Annotated in this window: 24 protein-coding genes; 9 read left to right on the forward strand and 15 right to left on the reverse strand. The window is 72.7% G+C overall.

Annotated elements, in window-relative coordinates:
- Window positions 1–62: 62 nt before the first annotated feature.
- The 5 genes from ACFFXY_RS22970 (at window position 63) to ACFFXY_RS22990 (ending at window position 3,350) form a co-directional block, all read left to right on the forward strand.
- Window positions 63–1,238: an LLM class flavin-dependent oxidoreductase gene (locus ACFFXY_RS22970; RefSeq protein WP_382356714.1), complete on the forward strand. Its 1,176-nt coding sequence runs from the start codon at window positions 63–65 to the stop codon at window positions 1,236–1,238.
- An 11-nt stretch (window positions 1,239–1,249) separates the two neighbouring features.
- On the forward strand, window positions 1,250–1,732 hold the full coding sequence (locus ACFFXY_RS22975; RefSeq protein WP_382356209.1) for a MarR family winged helix-turn-helix transcriptional regulator: 483 nt from the start codon (window positions 1,250–1,252) through the stop codon (window positions 1,730–1,732).
- Complete coding sequence (locus ACFFXY_RS22980; protein ID WP_382356211.1) at window positions 1,729–2,421, forward strand: CE1759 family FMN reductase; 693 nt, start codon at window positions 1,729–1,731, stop codon at window positions 2,419–2,421. Before ACFFXY_RS22975 ends, ACFFXY_RS22980 begins: the two co-directional genes overlap by 4 nt.
- A 91-nt stretch (window positions 2,422–2,512) precedes the next feature.
- Complete coding sequence (locus ACFFXY_RS22985; protein ID WP_382356213.1) at window positions 2,513–2,668, forward strand: hypothetical protein; 156 nt, start codon at window positions 2,513–2,515, stop codon at window positions 2,666–2,668.
- 31 nt (window positions 2,669–2,699) lie between these two features.
- On the forward strand, window positions 2,700–3,350 hold the full coding sequence (locus ACFFXY_RS22990) for a DUF4241 domain-containing protein (RefSeq protein WP_382356215.1): 651 nt from the start codon (window positions 2,700–2,702) through the stop codon (window positions 3,348–3,350).
- Window positions 3,351–3,414: 64 nt separating this feature from the next.
- Here the strand turns inward: ACFFXY_RS22990 and ACFFXY_RS22995 are convergent, their stop codons facing one another.
- The gene (locus ACFFXY_RS22995) at window positions 3,415–4,359 is read right to left on the reverse strand and encodes an NAD(P)/FAD-dependent oxidoreductase (RefSeq protein ID WP_382356217.1); all 945 of its coding nucleotides are present in this window, start codon (window positions 4,357–4,359) and stop codon (window positions 3,415–3,417) included.
- Between the two features lie 81 nt (window positions 4,360–4,440).
- Here ACFFXY_RS22995 and ACFFXY_RS23000 point away from each other — a divergent pair, with 81 nt between their 5' ends.
- Window positions 4,441–5,031: a helix-turn-helix domain-containing protein gene (locus ACFFXY_RS23000; protein WP_382356219.1), complete on the forward strand. Its 591-nt coding sequence runs from the start codon at window positions 4,441–4,443 to the stop codon at window positions 5,029–5,031.
- A 9-nt stretch (window positions 5,032–5,040) separates the two neighbouring features.
- On the opposite strand, the gene ACFFXY_RS23005 is transcribed toward ACFFXY_RS23000, so the two are convergent.
- The 11 genes from ACFFXY_RS23005 to ACFFXY_RS23055 all read right to left on the reverse strand — a co-directional run bounded on the left by ACFFXY_RS23005 (window position 5,041) and on the right by ACFFXY_RS23055 (window position 14,834).
- Window positions 5,041–5,796 (reverse strand): HAD family hydrolase, encoded by a 756-nt coding sequence (locus ACFFXY_RS23005; protein WP_382356221.1) that lies wholly within the window; start codon window positions 5,794–5,796, stop codon window positions 5,041–5,043.
- 213 nt (window positions 5,797–6,009) lie between these two features.
- Window positions 6,010–6,897, reverse strand: coding sequence for an ABC transporter permease (locus tag ACFFXY_RS23010; protein WP_382356223.1), 888 nt, complete (start codon window positions 6,895–6,897; stop codon window positions 6,010–6,012).
- Window positions 6,887–7,681 carry an ABC transporter ATP-binding protein gene (locus ACFFXY_RS23015; RefSeq protein ID WP_382356225.1) on the reverse strand — a complete coding sequence of 265 codons (795 nt, stop codon included), beginning with the start codon at window positions 7,679–7,681 and terminating at the stop codon, window positions 6,887–6,889. Before ACFFXY_RS23015 ends, ACFFXY_RS23010 begins: the two co-directional genes overlap by 11 nt.
- On the reverse strand, window positions 7,678–8,775 hold the full coding sequence (locus ACFFXY_RS23020; RefSeq protein WP_382356227.1) for an ABC transporter substrate-binding protein: 1,098 nt from the start codon (window positions 8,773–8,775) through the stop codon (window positions 7,678–7,680). The genes ACFFXY_RS23015 and ACFFXY_RS23020 overlap by 4 nt, the downstream gene beginning before the upstream one ends.
- Before the next feature lie 128 nt (window positions 8,776–8,903).
- Window positions 8,904–10,268: an LLM class flavin-dependent oxidoreductase gene (locus ACFFXY_RS23025; RefSeq protein ID WP_382356229.1), complete on the reverse strand. Its 1,365-nt coding sequence runs from the start codon at window positions 10,266–10,268 to the stop codon at window positions 8,904–8,906.
- Complete coding sequence (locus ACFFXY_RS23030) at window positions 10,265–11,023, reverse strand: ABC transporter ATP-binding protein (RefSeq protein ID WP_382356231.1); 759 nt, start codon at window positions 11,021–11,023, stop codon at window positions 10,265–10,267. Before ACFFXY_RS23030 ends, ACFFXY_RS23025 begins: the two co-directional genes overlap by 4 nt.
- Window positions 10,999–11,871, reverse strand: coding sequence for an ABC transporter permease (locus ACFFXY_RS23035; protein ID WP_382356233.1), 873 nt, complete (start codon window positions 11,869–11,871; stop codon window positions 10,999–11,001). The genes ACFFXY_RS23030 and ACFFXY_RS23035 overlap by 25 nt, the downstream gene beginning before the upstream one ends.
- Complete coding sequence (locus tag ACFFXY_RS23040; RefSeq protein WP_382356235.1) at window positions 11,871–12,932, reverse strand: ABC transporter substrate-binding protein; 1,062 nt, start codon at window positions 12,930–12,932, stop codon at window positions 11,871–11,873. Before ACFFXY_RS23040 ends, ACFFXY_RS23035 begins: the two co-directional genes overlap by 1 nt.
- 27 nt (window positions 12,933–12,959) lie before the next feature.
- Window positions 12,960–13,460 (reverse strand): flavin reductase family protein, encoded by a 501-nt coding sequence (locus tag ACFFXY_RS23045; protein ID WP_382356237.1) that lies wholly within the window; start codon window positions 13,458–13,460, stop codon window positions 12,960–12,962.
- A complete protein-coding gene (locus ACFFXY_RS23050) occupies window positions 13,457–13,996 on the reverse strand; it encodes an NADPH-dependent FMN reductase (protein WP_382356239.1) in 540 nt (179 codons plus the stop codon). Before ACFFXY_RS23050 ends, ACFFXY_RS23045 begins: the two co-directional genes overlap by 4 nt.
- A gap of 280 nt (window positions 13,997–14,276) precedes the next feature.
- Entirely contained in the window at window positions 14,277–14,834 is a 558-nt protein-coding gene (locus ACFFXY_RS23055; RefSeq protein WP_382356241.1) for a winged helix-turn-helix domain-containing protein, read from the reverse strand.
- A 265-nt stretch (window positions 14,835–15,099) separates the two neighbouring features.
- Between ACFFXY_RS23055 and ACFFXY_RS23060 the strand changes: the two genes are divergently transcribed.
- The 3 genes from ACFFXY_RS23060 (at window position 15,100) to ACFFXY_RS23070 (ending at window position 19,465) form a co-directional block, all read left to right on the forward strand.
- The gene (locus ACFFXY_RS23060; protein ID WP_359951887.1) at window positions 15,100–15,555 is read left to right on the forward strand and encodes an RrF2 family transcriptional regulator; all 456 of its coding nucleotides are present in this window, start codon (window positions 15,100–15,102) and stop codon (window positions 15,553–15,555) included.
- 120 nt (window positions 15,556–15,675) lie between these two features.
- A complete protein-coding gene (gene egtA / locus ACFFXY_RS23065; RefSeq protein WP_382356243.1) occupies window positions 15,676–16,887 on the forward strand; it encodes an ergothioneine biosynthesis glutamate--cysteine ligase EgtA in 1,212 nt (403 codons plus the stop codon).
- Between the two features lie 121 nt (window positions 16,888–17,008).
- Complete coding sequence (locus tag ACFFXY_RS23070) at window positions 17,009–19,465, forward strand: polysaccharide lyase 8 family protein (RefSeq protein ID WP_382356245.1); 2,457 nt, start codon at window positions 17,009–17,011, stop codon at window positions 19,463–19,465.
- On the opposite strand, the gene ACFFXY_RS23075 is transcribed toward ACFFXY_RS23070, so the two are convergent.
- From ACFFXY_RS23075 to ACFFXY_RS23085, 3 genes are all read right to left on the reverse strand, one after another.
- Window positions 19,459–20,001 (reverse strand): hypothetical protein, encoded by a 543-nt coding sequence (locus ACFFXY_RS23075; protein ID WP_382356247.1) that lies wholly within the window; start codon window positions 19,999–20,001, stop codon window positions 19,459–19,461. The genes ACFFXY_RS23070 and ACFFXY_RS23075 overlap by 7 nt on opposite strands.
- A gap of 97 nt (window positions 20,002–20,098) precedes the next feature.
- The gene (locus tag ACFFXY_RS23080; RefSeq protein ID WP_382356249.1) at window positions 20,099–20,773 is read right to left on the reverse strand and encodes a response regulator; all 675 of its coding nucleotides are present in this window, start codon (window positions 20,771–20,773) and stop codon (window positions 20,099–20,101) included.
- Complete coding sequence (locus tag ACFFXY_RS23085) at window positions 20,770–23,316, reverse strand: sensor histidine kinase (protein WP_382356251.1); 2,547 nt, start codon at window positions 23,314–23,316, stop codon at window positions 20,770–20,772. Before ACFFXY_RS23085 ends, ACFFXY_RS23080 begins: the two co-directional genes overlap by 4 nt.
- Window positions 23,317–23,339: the final 23 nt, after the last annotated feature.

Consider the following 23,339-nt stretch of genomic DNA (forward strand, 5'->3'; position numbering starts at 1 on the left):
GTTAAGGTAGATGCAAACGCATGAACTTCGATCCCGCGGAGGCGGGGAGAGCAGGCAGTCCGATGCAGTTCGGGATCTTCTCAGTCAGTGACATCACGCGCGACCCCGTCTCGGGCGAGACCCCGAGCGAGGCCGAGCGGATCGAGGCGATCGTGAAGATCGCGGTCAAGGCCGAAGAGGTCGGCCTCGACGCCTTCGCGATCGGCGAGCACCACAACCCGCCGTTCTTCTCCTCCTCGCCGACGACGCTGCTCGCGCACATCGCCGCGCTCACCGAGCGGCTCGTCCTCACGACCGCGACCACCCTCATCACCACGAACGACCCGGTGCGCATCGCCGAGGAGTACGCGATGCTCCAGCACCTGTCCAAGGGCCGCATGGACCTCATGCTCGGCCGCGGCAACACCGCGCCCGTCTACCCCTGGTTCGGGCAGGACATCCGCCAGGGCCTGCCGCTCGCGCTGGAGAACTACAACCTCCTGCACAAGCTGTGGCGCGAGGACGTCGTGGACTGGGAGGGCCAGTTCCGCACGCCGCTCCAGGGCTTCACCTCGACGCCGCGCCCGCTCGACGACGTCCCGCCGTTCGTGTGGCACGGCTCGATCCGCACGCCCGAGATCGCCGAGCAGGCCGCGTTCTACGGCAACGGCTACTTCGCGAACCACATCTTCTGGCCCACCTCGCACTCCAAGCGCCTCATCGACTTCTACCGGCAGCGCTTCGAGCACTACGGGCACGGCACGCGCAAGCAGGCCATCGTCGGCGTCGGCGGCCAGGCCTACATCGCGAAGAAGAGCCAGGACGCCGTCAAGGAGTTCCGGCCCTACTTCGACGAGGCCCCCGTCTACGGCCACGGCCCGACCCTGGAGGAGTTCACCCAGGGCACGCCGCTCACCGTCGGCAGCCCGCAGGAGGTCATCGACAAGACCCTGACCTTCCACGACGCCTTCGGCGACTACCAGCGCCAGATGTTCCTCATCGACCACGCCGGCATGCCGCTGGGCATGGTCCTCGACCAGCTGGAGCTGCTCGGCGGCGAGGTCGTCCCGGTGCTGCGCAAGGAGCTCGCGTCCCGCAAGGACCCCGAGTCCGCCGAGGCGCCGACCCACGCCTCGCGCGTCGCGGCCAAGTACGGCGACGGCCCGGTCCGCCAGCCGCGCCCGAACGCCAACCGCGGCGACAACGTCACCGGCGACTCGCCCTACCAGGACAGCGCCGACCAGGACACGGAAGCGTAAGGAGCGCACCGATGACCCGCTCACGCAGCAGGCTCGCGAACGAGTCGTGGGAGTCGCTGCTGACCGCCCACGCGGCGCTGATGAAGCGGTTCGCGGCCGAGCCGATCTGGGACGAGGTGTCGATGCGCGAGTACGACGTGCTCTACACCCTGTCCAAGCACGAGGGGCCGATCCGCCTGTACGAGCTGGGCCGCGGCGTCCTACTCAGCCAGCCCGCGCTGTCGCGGCTGGTCGAGCGGCTCGCCGAGCGCGGCCTGGTCGAGCGGACGCCCGACCCCGAGGACGGGCGCGGCCTGCGCCTGGGGCTGACGCCCGCCGGGCGCGAGGCCCAGCGGCTCGTCGGCGGGCGCCACGCCGTGGACGTCGCGCGCGCCGTCGCCGCGGTCCTCACCGATGAGGAGATGCGCCAGCTCGAATCGATCGGCCGCAAACTCGCCGGGGCGCGGGCCCCGGCCCAGAAGACCGTCTCTACCAGTGAGGAGGCAGTGCTGTGAGCACGCCGAAGGAGCCCTACCGGCTCGCCGTCGTCAGCGCCGGCACCAGCGACCCGTCCTCGACGCGGATGCTCGCCGACCGGATCGCGTCCCGCGTGGGCGCGCTCGCGTCCGAGCGCGGCGCGTCGGTGACCGCGGACGTGATCGACCTGCGCGAGCTCGCCAGCGAGATCACCACCGCGATCGTCTCGCAGCTCATGGGCCCCAAGATGACCCGTGCGATCGAGGTCCTCGGCCGCGCGGACGGGATCGTCGCCAGCGCGCCGGTGTACAAGGCCGCGCCCAGCGGCCTGTTCTCGTCGTTCTTCCACGTCCTCGACAACGACCTGCTCATCGCGAAGCCGGTGGTGCTGGCGGCGACGGCGGGGACGGCGCGGCACGCGCTGGTCGTGGACGAGCAGATGCGGTCGCTGTTCGCGTACCTGCGGACGATGACGGTGCCGACGTCGGTGTTCGCGGCGACGGAGGACTGGAACTCCTCGGAGCTGGGGGAGCGGATCGGGCGGGCGGCGATCGAGCTGGTGCTGCTCATGGAGTCCGGGTTCGCCGAGCAGGTGCGGTCGGAGTCGTGGCGGTCGTACCAGCACGAGTTCGGTTCGGCGGGCGGCACGGAGCTGGACATCGATCTGGGTTCGGATCTGATGCGCCTGGCGACGGGCGGTGCGGCGAAGCCGCCGCGGCAGAAGTAGACACTGGCGAGGGCCCCGGTGCGGAAGCGCCGGGGCCCTCGCGTGCTCCGGATACATTGGAGGAGGACCCCCGCTACCGGAAGGCGCCGCCATGAGCGATCGAGACCTCCTCAACACTCCCGACTACCCGATCTTCCCGCCCGAGGAGCACGTCGAGGTCATCGAGACCGTGCAGGTGGTCGCGGAGGACCCGACGGGCGGGTCGTTCGCGCTGGGCGAGGACGGTCCGGAGTCCGAAGGGGCGTAGGGGCGCCGGGCCCTGCCGCTACGATCGGGCGATGGCGTACTCCCCGGACTTCGCGGTCCTGCTGGCTCCCGGCGCGGTGTTCGACGCGGGCTGGAACGACGGCACCACGGGCCGGATCGGCCCGCTGGACCTCGGTGCGGCGGTGCTGCCGACGGGCCGGGTCGTGGGGTGCGATCCGCTGGTGTTCCCCGAGAACGCGCCGTATCTGGTCGCGGTGGAGCCGGGTTCGTATCCGCTCGTGGCGTGGGTCGCGGTGTTCTCGCGCGAGGGCAAGGAGACCGACCGCCGCAATGCGGCGTTGGAGCTGCGGGTGAGCGAGGCGCCCACGGTCGCTTGGGAGATGGCGCTGACGTCGGCCGATGCGGACGTGGCGGGCCTGAGCGAGGACGGGTTCTTCGGGTACGGCGTGGACGCCGGCTGCGGGACGCTCGCGGACGAGGCGGCGGTGCGGGTGCTGAAGGGCTGGGACTACGAGCGGACCGAGGACGTGTTCATCGGCGAGATGGACTGGGAGGGCCCGGTGACGGGCCTGGCGTCGGCGGTGACCGATCCGGCGACGGGTGCGAACGTGGTCCTGGTGGGTTCGGGTTTCGGCGACGGGGCGTATCCGACGTTCATCGGCCGCGATGCGGACGGGGGCGTGACGCGGTTCGTGACGGACTTTTTGGTCCTGCCCGACTGACCTGCCTGACCTTCCCGAGCGATGGGCCGCGCGGCGGCCCGGTCGGGCCGCCGCGCCGGCGGTGTCAGGCGCCGAGGCGGTGGAGTGCGAGGGCTTCGGCGGTCTCCTCTTCGATGAGGTCGTAGTTGATGAGGGCCCCGGCCTGGGCGCCCGCGGCGGCGGCGGGGCCGACCTGGGCCATGAGGTCGGTGACGTTTCCGGCGGCCCATACGCCGTCGATGCTCGTGCGGCCCATGGGGTCGGCGGGGACGTGCTGTCCGGCGCCGGAGGGGTGCTCGGCGGGTTCGAGGCCGAGTCCGGCGAGGAATCCGGCGCGGGCCTCCATGCGGGTCGCGATTGCGTACGCCTCGCGTTCGATGAGCCTGCCGTCTTTCATGCGGGCGCCGTCGGGTTCGATCGCGGCGATCTCGCCTTCGACGACGCGCACGCCGCGGGCGGCGAAGCGCTCGCGTTCGTCGGCGGTGAGTTCGGGCGCGGTGTGGGCGAAGAACACGAGGTCGTCGGTCCACTGGCGGAACAGGGTCGCCTGGTGGACGGCGTTCGGTCCGGTGGCGATGACGCCGATGGCCTGGTTGCGGTGCTCCCAGCCGTGGCAGTAGGGGCAGTGCATGACGGTGGTGCCCCAGCGTTCGGCCAGGCCAGGAAGGTCGGGCAGGCGGTCGGTGAGGCCGGTGGTGACGAGGACGCGCCGGGCGGCGACCTCGCGGCCGTCTTCGAGGGCGACGGTGAACCCGTCGTTGTGCTTGCGGGCCTTGGCGACGCGGCCGTCCACGACGTGGCCGCCGTAGCCGCGGACCTCCTCGCGTCCCTTGGCGAGCAGTTCGCGCGGGGGCGTGCCCTCGCGGCCGAGCAGGCCGTGGACGCCGTCGGCGGGGGCGTTGCGGGGTTCGCCGGCGTCGATCACGGCCACGGTGCGGCGGGCGCGCGCGAGGACGAGCGCCCCGTTCAGCCCGGCGGCGCCGCCGCCGATCACCACGACGTCGTACCGGTCCCTCAGTTCATCGGTCATCTCGACCACCTCCTGCGAGAACGGTAGAACGGCCTTCGCGAAACCGGCAAACATTCTTGCCGTTATGGCAAACTCGGAGGCATGGATGCGAACGACTCCCTCGACAAGGCCCTCGACGCGGTCGGCCCGCGCCTGCGGGCCCTCCGCAAGCAGCGGGAGGCGACGCTCGCCGACCTCGCGGCGCAGACGGGCATCTCGGTGAGCACCCTCTCGCGCCTGGAATCGGGGGCGCGGCGCCCGACCCTGGAGCTGCTGCTGCCCTTGGCGAAAGCGCACGGGGTGACGCTCGACGAGCTGGTGGACGCCCCGCCGACGGGCGACCCGCGCATCCACCTGCGCCCGGTCGTGCGCCACGGCATGGTCCACCTGCCGCTGACGCGGCGGCCCGGCGGCATCCAGGCGTACAAGCTCATCATCCCGGCCGGGACGCAGACCGAGCCGGACCCGCAGGTCCACGAGGGGTATGAGTGGATGTACGTCCTCAACGGGCGGCTGCGGGTGGTGCTCGGGGAGCACGACTTCGTGATGAAGCCCGGCGAGGCCGCGGAGTTCGACACGCGGACGCCGCACTGGTTCGGGCGGGCGGGGGAGGAGTCGGTGGAGTTCCTGAGCCTGTTCGGGTCCCAGGGCGAGCGCGCGCACCTGCGGGCCAAGCCCAAGGGCCGGAACTGAACCGGGCGTCTAGTCCAGGAAGCCGAGGACGTGCGCCAGGCCCCGCTCGCCGGTGCGGGCCTCGCCCGGCAGGATGTACGCCCGCAGCCCGGACGCGGCGGCCCCGCCGTCCTTCGCCGGGTTGTCGCCGACCATGAGCGCCGCCCGCGGGTCCACTCCGAGCCGCTCGCACGCGGCCCGGAACAGCACCGGGTCGGGCTTCTCGGTCCCGAACTGGTACGATACGACCCGCACGTCGACGAGGTCTTCGAGCCCGAAGTGCTCCATGTGGACGCCCACGTCCCACGGGAAGTCCGACACGATCCCGGTCTTGATCCCGCGGCGGCGCAGCTCCCGCAGCAGCGGCTCGGTGTCGGGGTAGGGCACCCACGCGTCGGGGGCGGCGATGAGCTCGTACGCCGTCGCCTCGATCCCCTGGAGGTAGTCCACGCGCTCGAACCACGCGAACAGCGCCGCCCGGTGCTGCGCGGCCGACTCGTCCCGCCCGACCTGCGCGGTGGCGACCTCGGGTATCCGGTACGTCTCGTACAGCTGCCCGGCGGTCTTCTCGATCCCCGCGCCGTCGATGGGCCTCCCGGCCGCCTCGGCGGTCCTGCGCAGCCACGTCGGGATGTCGATGAGCTTGAAGATCGTGTTGCTGAAGTCGAACAGCACCGCCTCGATCGGCGGCACCGCCCCGGCCTGCTCGGCCTCGGTCGGCCGGTAGGCGGCGGCGGAGTCGAAGAGGTTGTAGATCACGGGCGGCCCTTCCCTGCACACGGACATCGCCGCAACCGTAACCGCCCCCAACCCCCCGAACCCACCCCCGAGGCCCCACCTCACACAACCGTCCCGGCGTCTTCGACCCCCGTTCACCTCGCGGGCCGGTCCCGGGTTCCCGCGAGCTGATCGGGGACCCGGGACCGGAGTCTGGGGGAAAAGGGTTCCCCCGCATCGGAAGCAGGTGCGGGCGCCGGTGCGGGGGAGGCTGGGGTGGGGTTACTCCTGGTCGAGGCCCCAGGACTTGCGGATGCGGTTGTCGGCGGCTTTGAAGAGGGTGTCGACGATGATGCCGATGACCAGGACGGTGATGATCCAGGTGAGGACGCGGGGGGCGTCGTTGAACTCGCGCGCGCCCTGCATGAGGGCGCCGATGGAGCCCTGCCCGGCCACGATGACGAGGAGCTCGCCGGCCATGAGGGAGCGCCACGCGAACGCCCAGCCCTGCTTCAGGCCCGACACGAACGAGGGGAGCGTCGCGGGCATGATGACGTGCCGGTACAGCTGGAAGCCCTTCATGCCCAGGACCGCCCCGACCCGCTTCCAGGCGGGCGGCACGTAGTCGATGCCGGAGATGATGCCGTTGGCGATCGACGGGACCGCGCCCAGGAGCACCACGAACATGATCGTGGACTCCGAGATCTGGAACAGCAGGATCGCCAGGGGGAACCAGATGATCGAGGGCATCGTCTGGAGCCCGGTGATCGCCGACCCGATCGCCGCGCGCAGCGGCTTGAACCGCGCCACCGCGATCCCCAGGAGCGACCCGACCAGCACCGACAGCGCGAACCCGGTCAGGGCCCGCTGCATGGTGATGCCGATGGCCGTCCAGTAGTCCGGGGTCGGCACGTACGCCGCCAGCTCCTCCCACACCATCAGCGGCGAGGGGAGCGCCCACGGGTCCTTCCACCCCGACAGGAACAGGATCTGCCACAGCCCGATGACGATGACCAGCGCGAGCGCCTTCGGCCACGTCCCGGCCCACAGGCGCGAGGCGAACCGGCCCCAGCGGGTCTCGGTGATCGGGGTCTTCTCCAGCTCGTCCAGGCCCGACACCCAGTCGCGGGAGGTGTCCTCCACCTTGGACTTCACGGTCTCAGTTGGCATGGCGGCCCACCTCCTCGCGGAGCGCGTCGGTGATCTCGGCGGCCAGCGCCGCGACCGGCGCGGAGTCGATGCGGCGGGGCCGGTCCATGGCCACGTCGTACACGTTGAGGACGCGGCCGGGCCGGGAGCTGAGGAGCACGACCTGGTCGCCCAGGCGCACCGCCTCGCGGACGTTGTGGGTGACGAACAGGACGGTGAGGTGCTGCTCGCGCCAGATCCGCTCCAGCTCGTCGTGGAGAATGTCGCGGGTCATGGCGTCGAGCGCGCCGAACGGCTCGTCCATGAGCAGGACCGAGGCGTCCTGCGCGAGGGCCCGCGCGAGCGCGACCCTTTGGCGCATGCCGCCGGACAGCTCGTGGGGCCGCTTGTGGGCGAACCCGGTGAGGCGGACGGTCTCCAGGAGTTCGAGGGCGCGGTTGCGTCGTTCAGCCCGACCGACGCCGCGCACCCGGAGCGCGATCTCGACGTTGCCCAGGACCGTCAGCCACGGGAACAGCGCCGATTCCTGGAACATCATGGCGACCGGCTGGTCGACGTGTTCGATGGCGCCGCCGGAGACGTCGTCGAGTCCGGCGACGAGCGAGAGCAGGGTGCTCTTGCCGCAGCCGGAGGCGCCGAGCAGGCAGGTGAAGCTGCCGGGCGCGACGGTGAGGGAGACGCCGTCGAGGGCGGTGACGGCGCCCGGGCCGCGGCCGTAGCGCTTGACCACGTCGGTCAGCACCACGGCGCCTGCGGCCCGGGCGGTGTCGTCATCGGCCCGCGTCTGGATGCGGGTCTGGGTCATGCCAGGTCACCGGCCGAGACTTCGGCGTCGCCGCGGTCGGCGAGGACCTGGTTGAGGGCGTCGAGGGCGTAGATGCCGGTGAGGTCGACCTCTTCGAGGAGGCCGATCTCCACGGCGTGGTCCTTGCTGCCCTGGAGGGAGTCCGCGATCGGGTCGGCGGTGAAGGAGAGGTTCTCGAAGGCGGCGGCGATGACGGCGTCGTCGAGGCGCTTGTCGGTGAGGGCCTCGATGCGGTCGTTGGACTTGACCTGGGCGTCGTCGGGGTTGTCGGCGATGTAGTCGAGGGCGGCGAGGTGGCCTTCGAGGAACGCCTTGACCAGGGCGGGCTGGGCGTCGAGGAACTTCTTGGAGACGATGATGTGGGTGGTGACGAACTCGCCGCCGTCCCACAGCTCGCGCTCGTTGAGGAACTCGACCGCGCCGTGCTTGAGCAGCAGGTCGGAGTAGCGCGGTTCGACGGCCCAGGCGGCCTGGACGGTGCCGTCGTCGAACGCGGCGGCGACCTCGGCGTTGTCGATGGGGGTGACGGAGACGTCGCCGCCGCCGTTCTCGTCGGTGGCGAAGCCCTGCTCCTTGAGCCAGTAGCGGGCCGCCACGTCCTGGGTGTTGCCCAGCTGCGGGGTGGCGAGGGCCTTGCCGCGCAGGTCCTCGACGGTGGTGATCTCGGGCTTGACGACGAGTCCGGCGCCGCCGGAGGTGGACCCGGCGATGATGTGGAGGGCCTGGCCCGAGGACTGGGCCCAGCCGTTGATGGCGGGGTTCGGGCCGATGTAGGAGATGTCGATGGCGTCGGCGAAGAGGGCCTCGATCGCGGAGGGCCCGGCGTTGAAGACGGTCTCCTCGATGGTGACGGCCTCGGGGAGGGTGTCGGCGAAGACGCCGGCTTCGAGGCCGACGAGGGCGGGGGCGTGGGTGACGTTCCCGAAGTAGCCCAGGCGGATCGTGCCCGAGGCGGTGGAGGCGTCGGCGTCGGCCGCGGCCTCCGAGGAGTCGTCGTCGTCGCCGCAGGCCGCGAGCGCTGTGACGGCGGGCAGGGCGGCCGCGGCCGCGATGACGCTGCGGCGCTTGAGGGGGCGCGGGCTGGCAGAGCTCATGGGGATTGCCTTCTGTATCGTGAGGAAAGTATTCCTAGTAGTCCGATTATTCAGACTAATCTAGTGGGAATTGTAGAGTCGCCCCGCATCGCGGGGCAACCCCGGTCCCGTCATGTGGTCGCGGCGTCTCAGCGCGAGTGCGCCAGGACGCCCCGGACCGCCGACTCGACCGCGGCGATGCGCCGCGGGTTCGCCGGGCGTTCGAGCCCGTAGTGGCCCCGCAGGGTGGTCGCCTCGTACTCGGTGCGGAAGCGGCCCTTGGCCTGGAGGATCGGCACGACGTGGTCGACGAACGCCTCCAGGCCCGAGGGCAGCACCGCGGGCATGATGTTGAACCCGTCGGCGGCGCCGTTGTCGGCCCAGTCGAGGATCGCGTCGGCGACCTGCTCGGGCGTGCCGGTGAAGGTCCGGTGCCCGCGCCCGCCGCCGAGGCGCCCGATGAGCTGGCGCACCGTCAGGCGCTCGCGCCGGGCCAGGTCCACGATGAGCGTGAAGCGGCTCTTGGCGCCCTCGATCTCGTCCTCGGTCGGCAGCACCGCGGGCAGCTCCCTGTCGAGGTCCAGTTCGGACGGGTCGAGCTTGAGCTGCTTGGCGAGGTTCCCCAGCGCGTACTCGGGGACGATGAGCCGGTCCAGCTCCTCCTCCAGCAGCCTGGCCTCGGCCTCCGTCGAGCCCAGGACCGGGACGATCCCGGGCAGGACCAGCACCTTGTCGGGGTCCCTCCCGGCGTCCTTGGCGCGGCGCTTGATGTCGGCGTAGAACGCCTGCGCCTCCTCGATGGTCTGCCACGCGGTGAAGATCGCCTCGGCGTGGCCCGCCGCGAACGACCGCCCGTCCTCGGAGGACCCGGCCTGCACCAGCAGCGGGTGCCCCTGCGGGGACCTGGGGACGTTGAGCGCCCCGGCGACCTGGAAGTGCTCGCCCTCGTGCGCCGCGGGGTACAGCAGCCGGTCGTCGCCCCACAGTCCCGCCTCCTTGTCGGCGAGGACCGCCGCGTCGTCCCAGGAGTCCCACAGCTTCTTCGCGACCTGGAGGAACTCCTCCGCGCGGGCGTAGCGCGCCGCGTGGGACGGCAGCTCGTCGAGGTTGAAGTTCCGGGCCGCGTCCAGCGTGGCGGTGGTGACGATGTTCCACCCCACGCGCCCGCCGGAGATGTGGTCGATCGAGGCGAAGCGCCGCGCCAGGTTGTACGGCTCGTTGTACGTCGTGGAGGCGGTCGCGATCAGCCCGATGTGCGTCGTCAGGGCCGCGATGGCCGCGAGGACCACCGTCGGCTCCAGCGAACCCGAAGGGCGCCTGCCGATCGTGCCCCACAGGGACGGCGAGTCGGCGAAGAAGATCGAGTCGAGCCGACCGCGCTCGGCGGTCTGCGCGAGCGCCGCGTAGTGGCCGATCGAGGTGGTCGAGTACGGGTCGGACTCCGGGAGCCGCCAGGACGCCTCGTGGTGCCCGGTGCTCATCAGGAACGCGTTGAGGTGCAGCTGCCTGCTCATGATTCCTCCTGCTTGATCTCGGCGCCGCCGGCCAGGCCGAGCGCGGCGAGCAGTTCGGTGCGGACGGCCGCGAAGCGCGGGTCCGAGGGGTCGCGGGTGCCGTCGAGATCGATGCGCCGCTCGGTCTTGACCACGCCGTGGTCGAGCACGAGCACCCGGTCGGCGAGGACGATCGCCTCGTCCACGTCGTGCGTCACCAGCAGCACCGCGGGCCGGTGCCGCTCGTACAGGGCCCGGAGCAGCCCGTGCATCTTGATGCGCGTCAACGCGTCCAGCGCCCCGAAGGGCTCGTCGGCGAGCAGCAGTTCGGGTTCGCGCACCAGGGACCTCGCCAGGGCCACGCGCTGCTGCTCGCCGCCCGAGAGCTCCCGGGGCCAGGCCCGCTCGCGCCCGGCCAGCCCGACCTCCGCGAGCGCCTCCCGGCCGCGTTCGAGCGCGCCGGGGCCCTTGAGACCGAGGACGACGTTGCGCAGGACCCGCTGCCACGGCAGGAGCCGCGAGTCCTGGAACACCACCGAGACCTGCTCGGGCACCTCGATGTCGCCGGTGCCCGTCGCGTCCTGGTCGAGCCCGGCGAGGGCCCGCAGGAGCGTCGACTTCCCCGACCCCGAGCGGCCCAGCAGCGCGACGAACTCGCCGGCGCCGATCTGGAGCTCCAGGCCCGACAGGACCGGCCGGTCGTCGGTGAAGGAACGGTGGAGGCCGCTGATGCGCACGGCCGCACCGGTGGTCAGTCCTCCAGTGTGCGGCGCCATGACAGGGCCCTCCTCTGGATCAGTCGGACGACGGTGTCGGAGACGAGCCCCAGGAGCGCGTACAGGACCAGGCCGACGATGATCACGTCAGTCTGCCCGTACGTCCCGGCCAGCAGCATCATGTACCCGATGCCGCTGGTGGCGTTCACCTGCTCGACCACCACCAGGGACAGCCAGGACGAGGTCACGGCGAACCGCATGCCCAGCAGGAAGCCCGGGAGCGCCCCGGGCAGGACCACCCGGCCCACGAACGACGCCGGCCCCAGCCGCAGCGTCTCGGCCAGCTCGGCGTAGCGCCCGTCGATCGAGCGCAGCCCGTTGTGGGTGTGGATGTAGATCGGGATGAGCACCCCGAGCGCGATCGTGATGATCTTCATCCGCTCGTCGATGCCGAACCACAGGAGCAGGAGCGGCAGCAGCGCGAGGTTGGGGATCGACCGCTTGATCTGCACGGGGCCGTCCACGACGGCCTCGCCCCACCGGCTCAGCCCCGACACCAGCGCCAGCACCAGACCGGCGAGGACCCCGAACACGAGCCCGAGCGCGAAGCGCCGGGCCGAGACCAGCAGGTCCGGGCCCAGGCGCCCGGACTCCCACAGGTCCCACGCGGTGGTCACCACCGTCCACGGGGCCGTGAGCACCCGCGGGTCGATCCACCCCTGCGCCGAGCCCCAGATCCACACGCCCAGCAGCAGGAGCGGGCCGATGAGGTAGCCGAGCCTGATGGGCTTGCCGGGCCCGAGGCGGCGCTTGCCCCTCGGGCGCGAGGCGCGGCCCGCGGCCAGCTCCTCGTCGTCGACCGGCGGTACGGCGGCCTTGCGGGCCGTCTCGGCCCTGACGGCGGTCATCACGCGCCGCCGTCGCCGTACTCGGCGATGCCCTCGGCCACGAGCGGCTCGAAGCGCCGGTCGTACAGGTCCTCGGCGTCGAGCACCTCGTTGCCGGTGCCCTCGGCCACGATCTCGATGGTCTCCTGGTGCCGCGCGATCGTCTCGTCCCACGTCTCGGGGAAGTCCGGCTCGCCCTCGCGGTCGTGCAGGTACTCCCCGTCCTCGACCGACAGGCCCTCGTGCTCGACGTACCAGGCGTTGATCCACTCGTCGCGGTTGGCGCGGGTCCACAGCTTCGCCGCGCCCCACAGCCGCACGTACTCGGCGATGGCGGCCGCCTTGTCGGCGTCCTCCAGGACCTCCACGGGCGCGTACAGCACCCACGGGTCGTCGCGCAGCCCGTGCGGGATCGTCGTCGCCCCGTCCGCACCGTACTTGTTCACATAGGACTTGACCTGGGTGCCGCCGATCGGCGCGACGTCGACCTCCCCGCCGGCGAGGGCGTTCGAGTACGTGTCGGCCGTGGACGGCAGCTCCACCAGCTCCACGTCGTCCTGGCCCAGCCCCGCCGCGTCCAGCACCCGCAGGATCAAGGCGCCCTGCGCCTGCCCGGGGGAGTACGCGATCCGCTTGCCCGCCAGGTCCTGGATGGACGCGACGTCGGCCCCGGGGGCCACCCCGAGGTCGTAGATCGGGTGGTCGAGCGGGTCGATGCGCCCGGCCGCGGCCACGATCCGCGTCGGCAGGCCCGTCCAGTTGGTGTGGATCGGCGGGATGTCGGCCACCGAGGAGATGTCGAGGGACTTGGCGCGGAACGCCTCCGCGGACTTGGGCCCGCCGGAGATGTTCGCCCACTCCACGTCGAAGGTGAGCAGCGAGGCCAGCCCCGACAGCTCGAACGCGAGCTGCTGGGACGGGTCGCCGATGACGAGCTTGGTGCCCTCGGGCACGGCCGTCGGCAGGTCCGCGTCGGCCGCCAGCAGCGGCCCCGCGTCCTCGTCGGAGCAGGCCGCCAATGCCAGCGCGGCCACGGCGGGCACGCCCGCCAGGAGGGTTCGTCGGGTGGTCTCGGATCGCACGGAAGCGCCTTTCAAGGAGAGGTGGGGTCAGTCGAGGGGAGCGGCGGCGCAGTAGCCGCCCGCGTGGTAGACGAGGGGGTCGTGGTCGCCGCCCGCGGCGGCGTCGACGACCAGGGCCAGCACGATGTGGTGGTCCCCGGCCTCGATCCGGTCGGTGACGACCGCCCGCAGGTGCGCGGGCGCGTCGGCCAGGACCGGCTCGCCGGTCTCCAGGCGCGACCAGGAGGTGCCCTGGAACCGGTCGATGCCGCTGGTGGCGAAGCGGGTCGCCACCGCGTGCTGGTCGGCGGCCAGGAAGTTCACGGTCAGGCTCGCGCTCTCGCGGACCGCCGGCCACGCCGAGGAGGTGTTCGCGATCGCGAACGACACCAGCGGCGGGTCGAGCGAGACCGACGTCAGGGACGTCGCGGTGAACCCGGCCGGGCCGGTGCCCGGGTCGGCGCAGACCACGGTCACCCCGGCGGGGTGGGCGCGGAACAGGGACCGGAACACGCCCGGCTCGACCCCCGCCTGGACCTGGGTGCTCATGCCGGCACCCCCGCGGATTGGCGGCCTACGGCGGCGGCGAGCGCGGGCAGGTTGGCCCCGGCCCACGATGCGAGGATCGCGTCGAGGTCCCCGAGCTCCTGCTCCCGCAGCGTCAGCGAGGGCACCGGCAGGCTCGCGCCGAGCTCGGCCAGGATCGGGCGCAGCTGGAGGTCGGCGAGGAGCCGGTGCTCCGCGGAGGCCGCGACCGTGACCGGGACGGCCACGGTCCCCCCCAGGGCCCCCGGCGGGAGCTGGTCGAGGAAGAGCTTCAGCAGGCCCGTGTAGGAGGCCTTGTAGACGGGCGTGCCCACGACCAGGACCGGGGCGGTCCTGATCCGGTCGAGGGCGTGCTCGAAGCCGTCGTGCGGCGGCTCGATCCCGTCGCGGTACAGTTCGGCGAGGTCGGTGGAGGAGGTGCGCGGCTCGGACCCGATCCCCGCCGCGATGGCGGCGGCGAGAGCCTCGGCGGTGGTCAGGGTGCGCGAGAGGCGCTTGGGGTTGCCGACGACGGCGGTCACGGCGAAGCTGTCGGTCACAGTGGACTCCTTACGGTGGGGAGCGTGCGAGGGCGCCGCCCGGAGGAGGGCGTGCGGGAGGAACCGGGATGGGAACCGGGAGCGGGGGATGCGATGAATCGCAGAGGTTGTGGAGTGCGGAGTCGGGCGGCGCGGGGCGCGCGGGCCCGACTAGCGCATTCGGGGTCGACAGAGGGCGCTGGCGGCGCGCATCTGGTCGATCTCGCGCCGCCGCGTCAGAAGGCTGGCGGACGTCATGCCGACAACACTAGCAGTATTCCTATAGAATTACTAGGAGTTCTTAGATGATGGGAACCCGGTCCCCGTCGTACCCCTCGGCGCTGGTCCGGTACTCCACGTCGCGGCTGCGGGTGAACCGGTAGCCGACCCCCCGCACGGTCGAGACGAGCGCGTCGAACTCGGCGAGCTTGGCGCGCAGGCGCCGCACGTGGACGTCCACCGTGCGTCCGGGCAGGCCCGTGTCCGGTGTCTCCCAGACGTACTGGAGCAGCTCGGATCTGGTGTGGACCATCCCGGGGTGGCGGGCGAGGAACGCCAGGAGCTCGAACTCCAGGCGGGTGAGCGCGACCTCCTGCCCGTGGATGGTCACCTCGCGGCCCGGGACGTCGATCACCAGCGCCGGGCGCGGCGCGGGCTCGGCCGGCGCCGGATCGGCCGGGAGCGCTTGGGCCCCTTCGACGGCGACGCGGCCGCCGCCCTGCGCGAGGACCCCGAGCGCGGCGGTCAGGCGCCGCGCGAGCCTCGGGTCGTCGGCGGGGATCTCGACGGTGACGGTGATGGTGGCGGTGCCCGAGCGGCGGTGGGCCGGGGGTCGGGTGCGGGTCTGGACGGGAGTCATGGCGGCGCCTTCGTTCGTGCTCGACGGGAGTCCGGGAAGGGCGGCGGGCGCGCGGGTCGTTCGCGGTGTCAGCGAACCGGTCCGGCGGCGCCGCCCCGGCGACACAGGGCGGAATCCGAACGCGCGAAGTCGATGTGGCGGCGCTTGGTCGGCCACTGCTCCGCGGGTCCACTGGGGCGGTTCACTCCGACAGCATATCCTATCTATCAAGTAGGATTCAAGTACACGTTCCGGTTTGCCCCAGATCACGAAGGGAGCCCGCGCCATGCAGGTCTCCGCACGAGGCGAGTACGCCGTCCGCATCGCCGTCACGCTCGCCACCGGCCATCCGCGCACCATCTCCGCCAGCTCCCTCGCCGCCGCGCAGGCGCTGCCGCGCAAGTTCGCCGAGGTCATCCTCGGCGACCTGCGCCGGGCCCACCTCGTGGACTCCGTCCGCGGCGTCGAGGGCGGCTACCGGCTCGCCCGCGACCCCGGCGACGTCTCGGTGGGGGAGGTGCTGCGCGCCGTGGACGGGCCGCTCTCGGAGGTCCGCGGGAGACGCCCCGAGGAGACCAGTTACGAAGGGGCCGCGGTGAACCTGCCGCGGCTGTGGGTCGCCGCGCGGGCGGCGGTGCGCTCGGTCTTCGACGAGGTCTCGCTCGCGCAGGCGGCGACGGGGGAGTTCCCGGTGCGCATCGCCGAGCTGACCGCGGCCGACGACGCGTGGATGCCGCGCTGACCCTGCTTCCGGTTGCGCGGCAGGGCGGCGGGCCGTACCATGCTTATATCCTATTGTTCCGATAGGAATACTCGACGCGGGCCCGGCGGCCCGCGGCCTCCTCCGAGAACGGGAGACAGCATGTCCGAAGCCACGCTCCAAGGCCGCACCGCCGCGCCCCTCACCGAGGACGCCGCCTTCGAGCACATCGCGGCCGCGGGATTCCGGCCCGGCGGCCCCGGCCTGGTCGGAGCGGAGGTGGAGTGGCACCTCACCAGCGCCGCCGACCGGCGCCGCCGCATCGACGACGAGACCGTCAAAGCGGTCCTGGGCGTGCGGGACGCCCTGCCGCGATGTACCCGGCTCAGCTTCGAGCCCGGCGGCGCCCTCGAACTGAGCACCCGGCCCGCCTCCGTGCGCGAGTGCTTCGACGACCTCGAAGCCGACCGCGCCCGCCTCGCCGCCGCCCTCGCCGACGAGGGCCTCGAACTGCTCGGCCTGGGCCTGGACCCGGTCCGCCTGCCCCGCAGGGTGGTCCGCTCCGCGCGCTACCAGGCCATGGAGGAGCTGTTCGACCAGGACGGCCGCGCGGGCCGGTGGATGATGGCGAACACCGCGTCGGTCCAGGTCTGCCTCGACACCGGCGCCGAAGCCGACCTCGCCGCCCGCTGGGACCTGGCCCACCGCCTCGGCCCGGTCCTGGTCGCCGCGTTCGCGAACTCCCCGCTGCGCCGCGGCGAGCCGAGCCTATGGCGCTCCACCCGCCAGCACGTGTGGACCGCGATCGACCCGTCCCGCTCGCGCCCCGTCCCCCAGGGGGACCCGCGCGAGTCCTGGGCCCGCTACGCCCTCGACGCCCGCGTCATGGCCGTGCGCGGCCCCGGCCGCTGGACCGTCCCGCGCGGCCTCACCTTCCGCGACTGGCTGCGCGACCCCGGCCTGCGCCCGCCCACCGGCGACGACCTCGACTTCCACCTGACGACCCTGTTCCCGCCGGTGCGCCCCCGCGGCCGCTACCTCGAACTGCGCATGATCGACGCCCAGCCCGGCCCCGACTGGATCGTGCCCGTCGCCGTCGCCGCGGCCCTCCTCGACGACCCCGCCGCGCACCAGGCCGCGGCCGAGGCCCTCGAACCCCTCTGGCACGGCGCCACCGCGGCCGACCTCTACCTCCGCGCCGCCACCGCCGCCCTCCACGACCCCGCCCTCGCCGCGGCCGCCCGCGCCTGCTTCACCGCCGCCCTCGCGGCCCAGCCCGACCCCGTCGTCGCCGCCGCCGTCCAGACCTTCACCGACGCCTACGTCGCCCAAGGCAGAACCCGCGCCGACGACCTCGTGCCCGGAACGCGGTGATTCGTACACTGTGGCGCGTGCCTCACCGAAGGGGCGCAGGTCAACCGGGGGACCGGGCCGCCGCGGCGCGGCCGCTACTATGGGGGCGACCTCCTCCCCGCCGCCTCGACTTGGACGCCGCATGCCTGCATCGCCCTCCCCGCTCAACCGCCGGACGCTGCTGCTGGGAGGGGCCCTGGGCCTCGCGGGCGTCGGCGCCGGCGTCGGGATCGCCGCCTACGTCTCCGGCCGCGGCGACGACGCGCGCATCACCGCCGAGGAGGGCCCCCTGAACCCACTCGACTTCGACCGGCTCCGCCTGCGCGCCGCCGAACTGTTCGTCGGCGGCGAGATCCACCCCGACGACCCCGAGTACGCCCCGGCGATCAGCCGCATCAGCTCCGAGTCCGCGGTCCTGTGGGAGACCATGGACCGCAGCGAGGGCCGCACCGCCGCCTGGCCCGACCTCGCGCCGGTCTCCTCGGCCTCGAACTTCAACAACTCCTACCGCCAGCTCTACCGCCTCGCCACCGCCTGGGCCACCCCCGGCACCGAGCAGTACGGCAGCGACGAGATCGCCGACGCGATCGTGGACGCGCTCGCCCTGCTCCACGACGGCGGCTACAACAAGGACGCCGAGGAGGTCGACAACTGGTACTGGTGGGAGATCGGCACCCCCTCGGCGCTGCTGAAGACCTACGTCCTCCTCTACGACCGCATCCCCGCCGAACGGCTCGCGGACTACCTCGCCGCCGTCGGGCGCTGGTGCCCCGACGCCGACATGCGCGTGGTCAACCCGAACATCCACGAGACCGGCGCCAACCGCGCCGACAAGGCCGTCATCGTCGCCCTCCACGGCATCCTCGCCCGCGACGAGGACAAGCTCCGCCGCGCCCGCGACGACCTCTCGGGTACCGTGGACGAGGGCCGCCACTCCCTGTTCCAGTACGTCACCGAAGGCGACGGGTTCTACCGCGACGGCTCCCTCATCCAGCACGACGACGTCCCCTACGCCGCCGCCTACGGCACCACGCTCCTGTCCTCCACCAGCATGGCCGTGTCGCTCCTGGCCGGGTCCGCCGGCGAGGTCGTCGACGAGGACGTGCCGGTCCTCTACGACGCCGTCGAGGCGAGCTTCGCGCCGTTCATGGAGGACGGCCTGTTCATGGACTGCGTGTACGGGCGCGGCGTCTCCCGCCCCCTGCAGCGCGACTTCCACAACGGCACCGGGTTCGTCACCGCCGCGACCCTCCTCGCCGTCGGCGCGCCCGCCGCCTACCGCGACCGCTGGAACGCCCTCGTCAAAGGCTGGGTCCAGCGCTCGCACGAGACCCTCCCGTTCGCCGCCGAGGCCGGCATCCCCGGGATCAGCCGCGTCAAGGCGATCCTCGCCGACGACGCCGTCGAGCCCGCCCCCCGCGCCGTGTCCACGCACGTGTTCGCCGACATGGACCGCGCCGTCGCCCGCCGCGAAGGCTGGTCCTGGGCCCTGTCCATGTCCTCGAACCGCGTGGCCGCCTACGAGATGGGCAACTGGGAGAACCTCCGCGGCTGGTACCTCGGCGACGGCATGACCTACCTGTACCTGCCCGGCGACCCCGTCCACTACAGTGACGAGTTCTGGCCCACCGCCGACCCCTACCGACTCCCCGGCACCACCGTGGACACCCGCGAGCGGGAGGTCACCGCCGACGAGGAGGGCATGGTCAAGCTCCTGCCCGAGAACGCCGTCGCCGGAGGCGCCGTCCTCGACGACATGCACGCGGCCGCCGCCATGGACCTCGTCGCCGACGGCTCCACCCTGCGCGCCAAGAAGTCCTGGTTCACCCTCCACGACGCGGTCGTCGCCCTCGGCGCGGGCGTCACCGCCGCCGACGGCCGCACCGTCGAGACCACCGTGGAGCACCGCAACCTCGGCGAGGACGGCGACGCGATCCTGTCCGTCAACGGCGACGAGCAGCCCGCCGAACCCGGCTGGTCCGCCGACCTCGACGACGCCCGCTGGATCCACCTCGACGGCGTCGGCGGCTACGTCTTCCCCCAGGGCGCCACCGGACTGCGCGGCCTGCGCGAGACCCGCGAGGGCGCCTGGAACGACATCGAGCAGGGCCCCACCACCGGCGGCGGCGACACCACCGTCCACACCCGCCGCTACGCCACCCTCTGGTTCGACCACGGCGCCTCGCCGACCGGCGCGACCTACGCCTACATCCTCGTCCCCGGCGCCGACGCGGCCGCCACCGCGACCCTCGCCGGAGGCGACCGCATCAAGATCCTCGCCAACACCCCGACCGTCCAGGCCGTCGAGGACACCGACGCGGGGATCACCGCCGCCCACTTCTGGGAGGCCGGCGACGCGGGCGGCCTCACCTGCGACGCGCCCGCCACCGTCCTGGTCCGCCAAGGCGAGGACACCGCAGTGGTCGCCGTCGCCGACCCCGGCCGCAGCACCGGGACCGCCGTCATCGAACTGCCCTTCGCCGCGAGCGAGGTCCTCGAAGGCGACGGCTTCGAACTCGAACCCGGCGACCGGCCCCGCCTCACCGTCGACCTCGCCGACACCGGCGGCCAGACCCTGACCGCGACGCTCGGCTACTGAGCGGACGCCCTGCGGCGCAGCAGGACCGTTGCCGCGATCGCGCAGAGCGCCGCGATGACGAGGGCGGTGGCCTCGGCGGGGCCATACCAGGTGGGGGCGTGGTCGCGGACGTATTCGGCGACCCACTTGTCGCCCTCGGTGGAGGTGGCGACGGCGAAGCGCCAGCCCAGGTCCAGGATGCCCGGGAGGACGGCGAGGACGATCGCGGTGATCGTGGTGACCAGCGTGAAGGCGGCGGCGGCCGGGCGGGCGCGGGCGGTCAGGACCGCGGCGGCCGCGAAGAGGGCCGCGAAGACCGCGTAGGCGACGATCGACAGCAGGTACGGGGCGAACCACGAGGCCGGCGCGAGCTGCTCGCACGCGGTGACGAACTGCGGGTTCTGCTCCGTGAAGCACCCGTCCGAGGAGTCGGACCGGAAGTCGGCGAACAGCCCGATCTTCACGACGACCAGGGCCGCGAACAGCAGCGCCGCCGCGCACAGCGCGATGACCGCGCCCGGCTTCGACGTGCCCCCAGTGGTGTCCGACGCGCTCATGTCCCGCTCCCCGCTCCTCGTTGACTGCACGACCACTGTAGGAGCACGGAGCGTGCCCGGGGGAGCGCGGCGCGCGACCTGGCACGAACCCGGGGCGTCAGGGGCGGAACCGGTACCCCATGCCGGGCTCTGTCAGCAGGTGCACCGGGCGGGCCGGGTCGGCCTCCAGTTTGCGGCGCAGCTGCGCCATGTACTGGCGCAGGTAGTTCGTCTCGCGGTCGTAGTTGGGGCCCCAGACGCGGTGGAGGAGCTCGCGCTGGCTCACCAGCTTCCCCGGGTTGCGCAGGAGCACTTCCAGAAGCTGCCACTCGGTCGGCGTCAGGCGCACCTCGTCGCCGTCCCTGCGGACCTCGCGGGCCGCCAGGTCCACCGTGACCGGCCCGATCGCCGTCACCGGCGACTCGGCGCCCGGCCCCGACCGGCGCGTCGCCGCGCGCACCCGCGCCAAGAGCTCCCCGATGTCGAACGGCTTCGTCACGTAGTCGTCGGCGCCCGCGTCCAGCGCGGCGATCTTCTCCGCGCTCGCCGCCCGCCCCGACAGGACCAGGATCGGGGCCTTCGACCAGCCGCGCAGGCCCTCGATGACCTCCGCGCCGTCCATGTCCGGCAGGCCCAGGTCGAGCACCACCAGATCCGGGACGACCGCCGCGGCCGCGCGCAGCGCCTGCGCGCCGTCGGCCGCGGTCGTCACCTCGTACCCGTGCGCCGACAGGTTGATCCGCAGCGCGCGTGCGATCTGCGGCTCGTCGTCGACTACCAGGACCTTGATCACCCTGCACCCTCTCCATCGGTCGCCGCGATCCGCAGCGCCAGCACCATCGTCAGTCCGCCGCCGGGGGTCGCCTCCGGGCCCAGCGTCCCGCCCATCGCCTCGGCCAGGCCCCGCGAGAGCGCCAGGCCCAGGCCGACGCCGGTCGTGTTGTCGCGGTCGCCGAGCCGCTGGAACGGCCGGAACATCGTCTCCCGGTCCTCGTCCGGCACGCCCGGGCCGCGGTCGACCACCCGCAGCTCCACCGTCCCGCCGTGGATGCCCGCCGTCAGCCGCGGCGGCACCCCCGCGGGGCTGTAGCGCAGCGCGTTCGCGATGACGTTCACCAGGATGCGCTGGAGCAGCCCCGGGTCGGCCATCACCTCCGGCAGATCCGCGGGCACGTCGAGCCGCACGTCCGCGGCGGCTTCCCCGATCTCGTCGAGCGCCCACGGCACCGCCTCGTCCAAGGCGATCGGCACCGGGTCGGCCCCGAGCACCCCCGCCTGCAACCGGCTCATGTCCAGCAGGTTGTCCACCAGGCCCGTCAACCGGCTCAGGGAGAGCTCCGCGGAGTCGAGCAGCTCCTCGCGCTCCCCGGGCGTGAACAGCTCCCCAGTGGACTTCAGACTCGACACGGCGACCCGCGCCGAAGCCAGCGGCGTGCGCAGGTCGTGCGAGACGGCCGCCAGCAGCGCCGTCCGCAACTTGTCCGCGTCCGTCAGCCGCTCCACCGCCTCCGCTTGGCGCTCAAGGCGCTCGCGCTCCAGCGCGGCGGCGGCGTGCATCGCGAACGCCTGCGCGATCCGCCGGTCCGCCGCCTCCAGGGTGTGCCCGCGCAGTGCCAGCGCCAGGTCGTCGCGGATCGGCAGGTCGTTCTCGGCCGCGCCGGGGCTGCCGCACGCGGCGCCCGCGTGCGCCACGACCCGCCACGCCTTCGCGTCGTGCCGCTCGGCCGGGCCCGCGCCGGGCGCGGTGCGCTCCAGCAGGGTCACCGACGTGAGCGTGAACGTCTCGCGCAACTGCTCCAGCAGGTCGTCCAGTCCGGACCCGCCGCGCAGCACGTTCCCGGCGAGGGTGGCGAGGGTCTGCGCCTCGGCGCTGGCGCGCGCCGCGAGGCGCGCCCGCGCGGCCGAGAGGTTGACGACCGCCGCGCCGCCGAGCGCGAGGGCCACGAACACGACGAGGGCCACCACCTGCTCCTGGTCGTGGATCTTGAACTGGTAGTAGGGGGTCGCGAAGAAGTAGTTGAGGAGGAGGAACCCGATGAGCGCGCCCAGGAGCGCGGGCCACATGCCGCCGGTGAGGGTCAGGGCCATGACGGCGGTGAGGACGATGAGGATCATCGTCGTCAGCGACAGGTCCTCGTGCAGGGGGATGAGGATGGTGACCAGGGCCGGGATGCCGAGGAACGCGAGGGCGATCCCGAAGCGGCGGCGGGCGGCGTCCACGATGCCGGGTCCGGAGCGGGCCCGCTTGACGGACCTGACGCGCTCGTGGCTGACCAGGTGCACGTCGATCTTCCCCGACCGGGCGGTGGTGGTGACGCCGACGCCGCGCGAGAGGGCCTGCGCGAACCGGCCGCGCCGCGAGGCCCCCAGCACCAGTTGCGTGGCGTTGGCACCGCGCGCGAACTCCAGGAGCGCGTCGGGGATCGAGTCGCCCACGACCTGGTGGTAGGTGCCGCCGAGGTCTTCGACGAGGGTCCGCTGCCGGGCGAGGTTGCGGGCCGAGCGCGCGGAGGTGAGGCCGTCGCCGGAGGCCACGTACACGGCCTTGAGGTCGGCGTTGCCGGACCTGGCGGCGATGCGCGCGGCCCGGCGGATGAGCGTGTCGCCCTCGTCGCCGCCCGACAGGGCCACGACGACGCGCTCCCTGGACTCCCACACGGCGGTGATGTGCTGGTCCTCGCGGTACTTCTCCAGCTGGTCCTCGACCTTGTCCGCCAGCCACAGCAGCGCGATCTCGCGCAGCGCGGTGAGGTTCCCGACCCGGAAGTAGTTGGAGAGGGCCGCGTCCACTTTCTCCGGCGGGTAGACGTTGCCGTGGACCATGCGCCGCCGCAGGGCCTCGGGGGTGATGTCGGCGAGTTCGACCTGGTCGGCGCGGCGCACGACCTCGTCGGGGACGGTCTCGCGCTGGGGCACGCCGGTGATCTGGGCGACCACGTCGTTGAGCGATTCGAGGTGCTGCACGTTCACCGTCGAGATGACGTCGATCCCGGCGTCCAGCAGCTCGTCGATGTCCTGCCAGCGCTTCTCGTTGCGGGAGCCGGGGACGTTGGTGTGCGCGAGCTCGTCCACGAGGGCGACGGCGGGGGAGCGGCGCAGGACGGCGTCGGTGTCGAACTCCTCGAACGCGGAGCCGCGGTACTCGACGGCGCGGCGGGGCACGACCTCCAGGCCCTCGACGAGGTCGGCGGTCGCGGTGCGGCCGTGGGTCTCGACGTAGCCGATGACGACGTCGGTCCCGCGGTCGGCGCGGCGGCGGGCCTCTTCGAGCGCGGCGTAGGTCTTGCCGACGCCGGGGGCCGCGCCCAGGTAGATCCGGAGCTGTCCTCGTGGCACCAGCTAATCATTCCCGCGTTTTG

Origin of the sequence: Glycomyces mayteni (genome assembly GCF_042428885.1) — a bacterium.
Taxonomy (GTDB): Bacteria; Actinomycetota; Actinomycetes; order Mycobacteriales; family Micromonosporaceae; genus Glycomyces; species Glycomyces mayteni.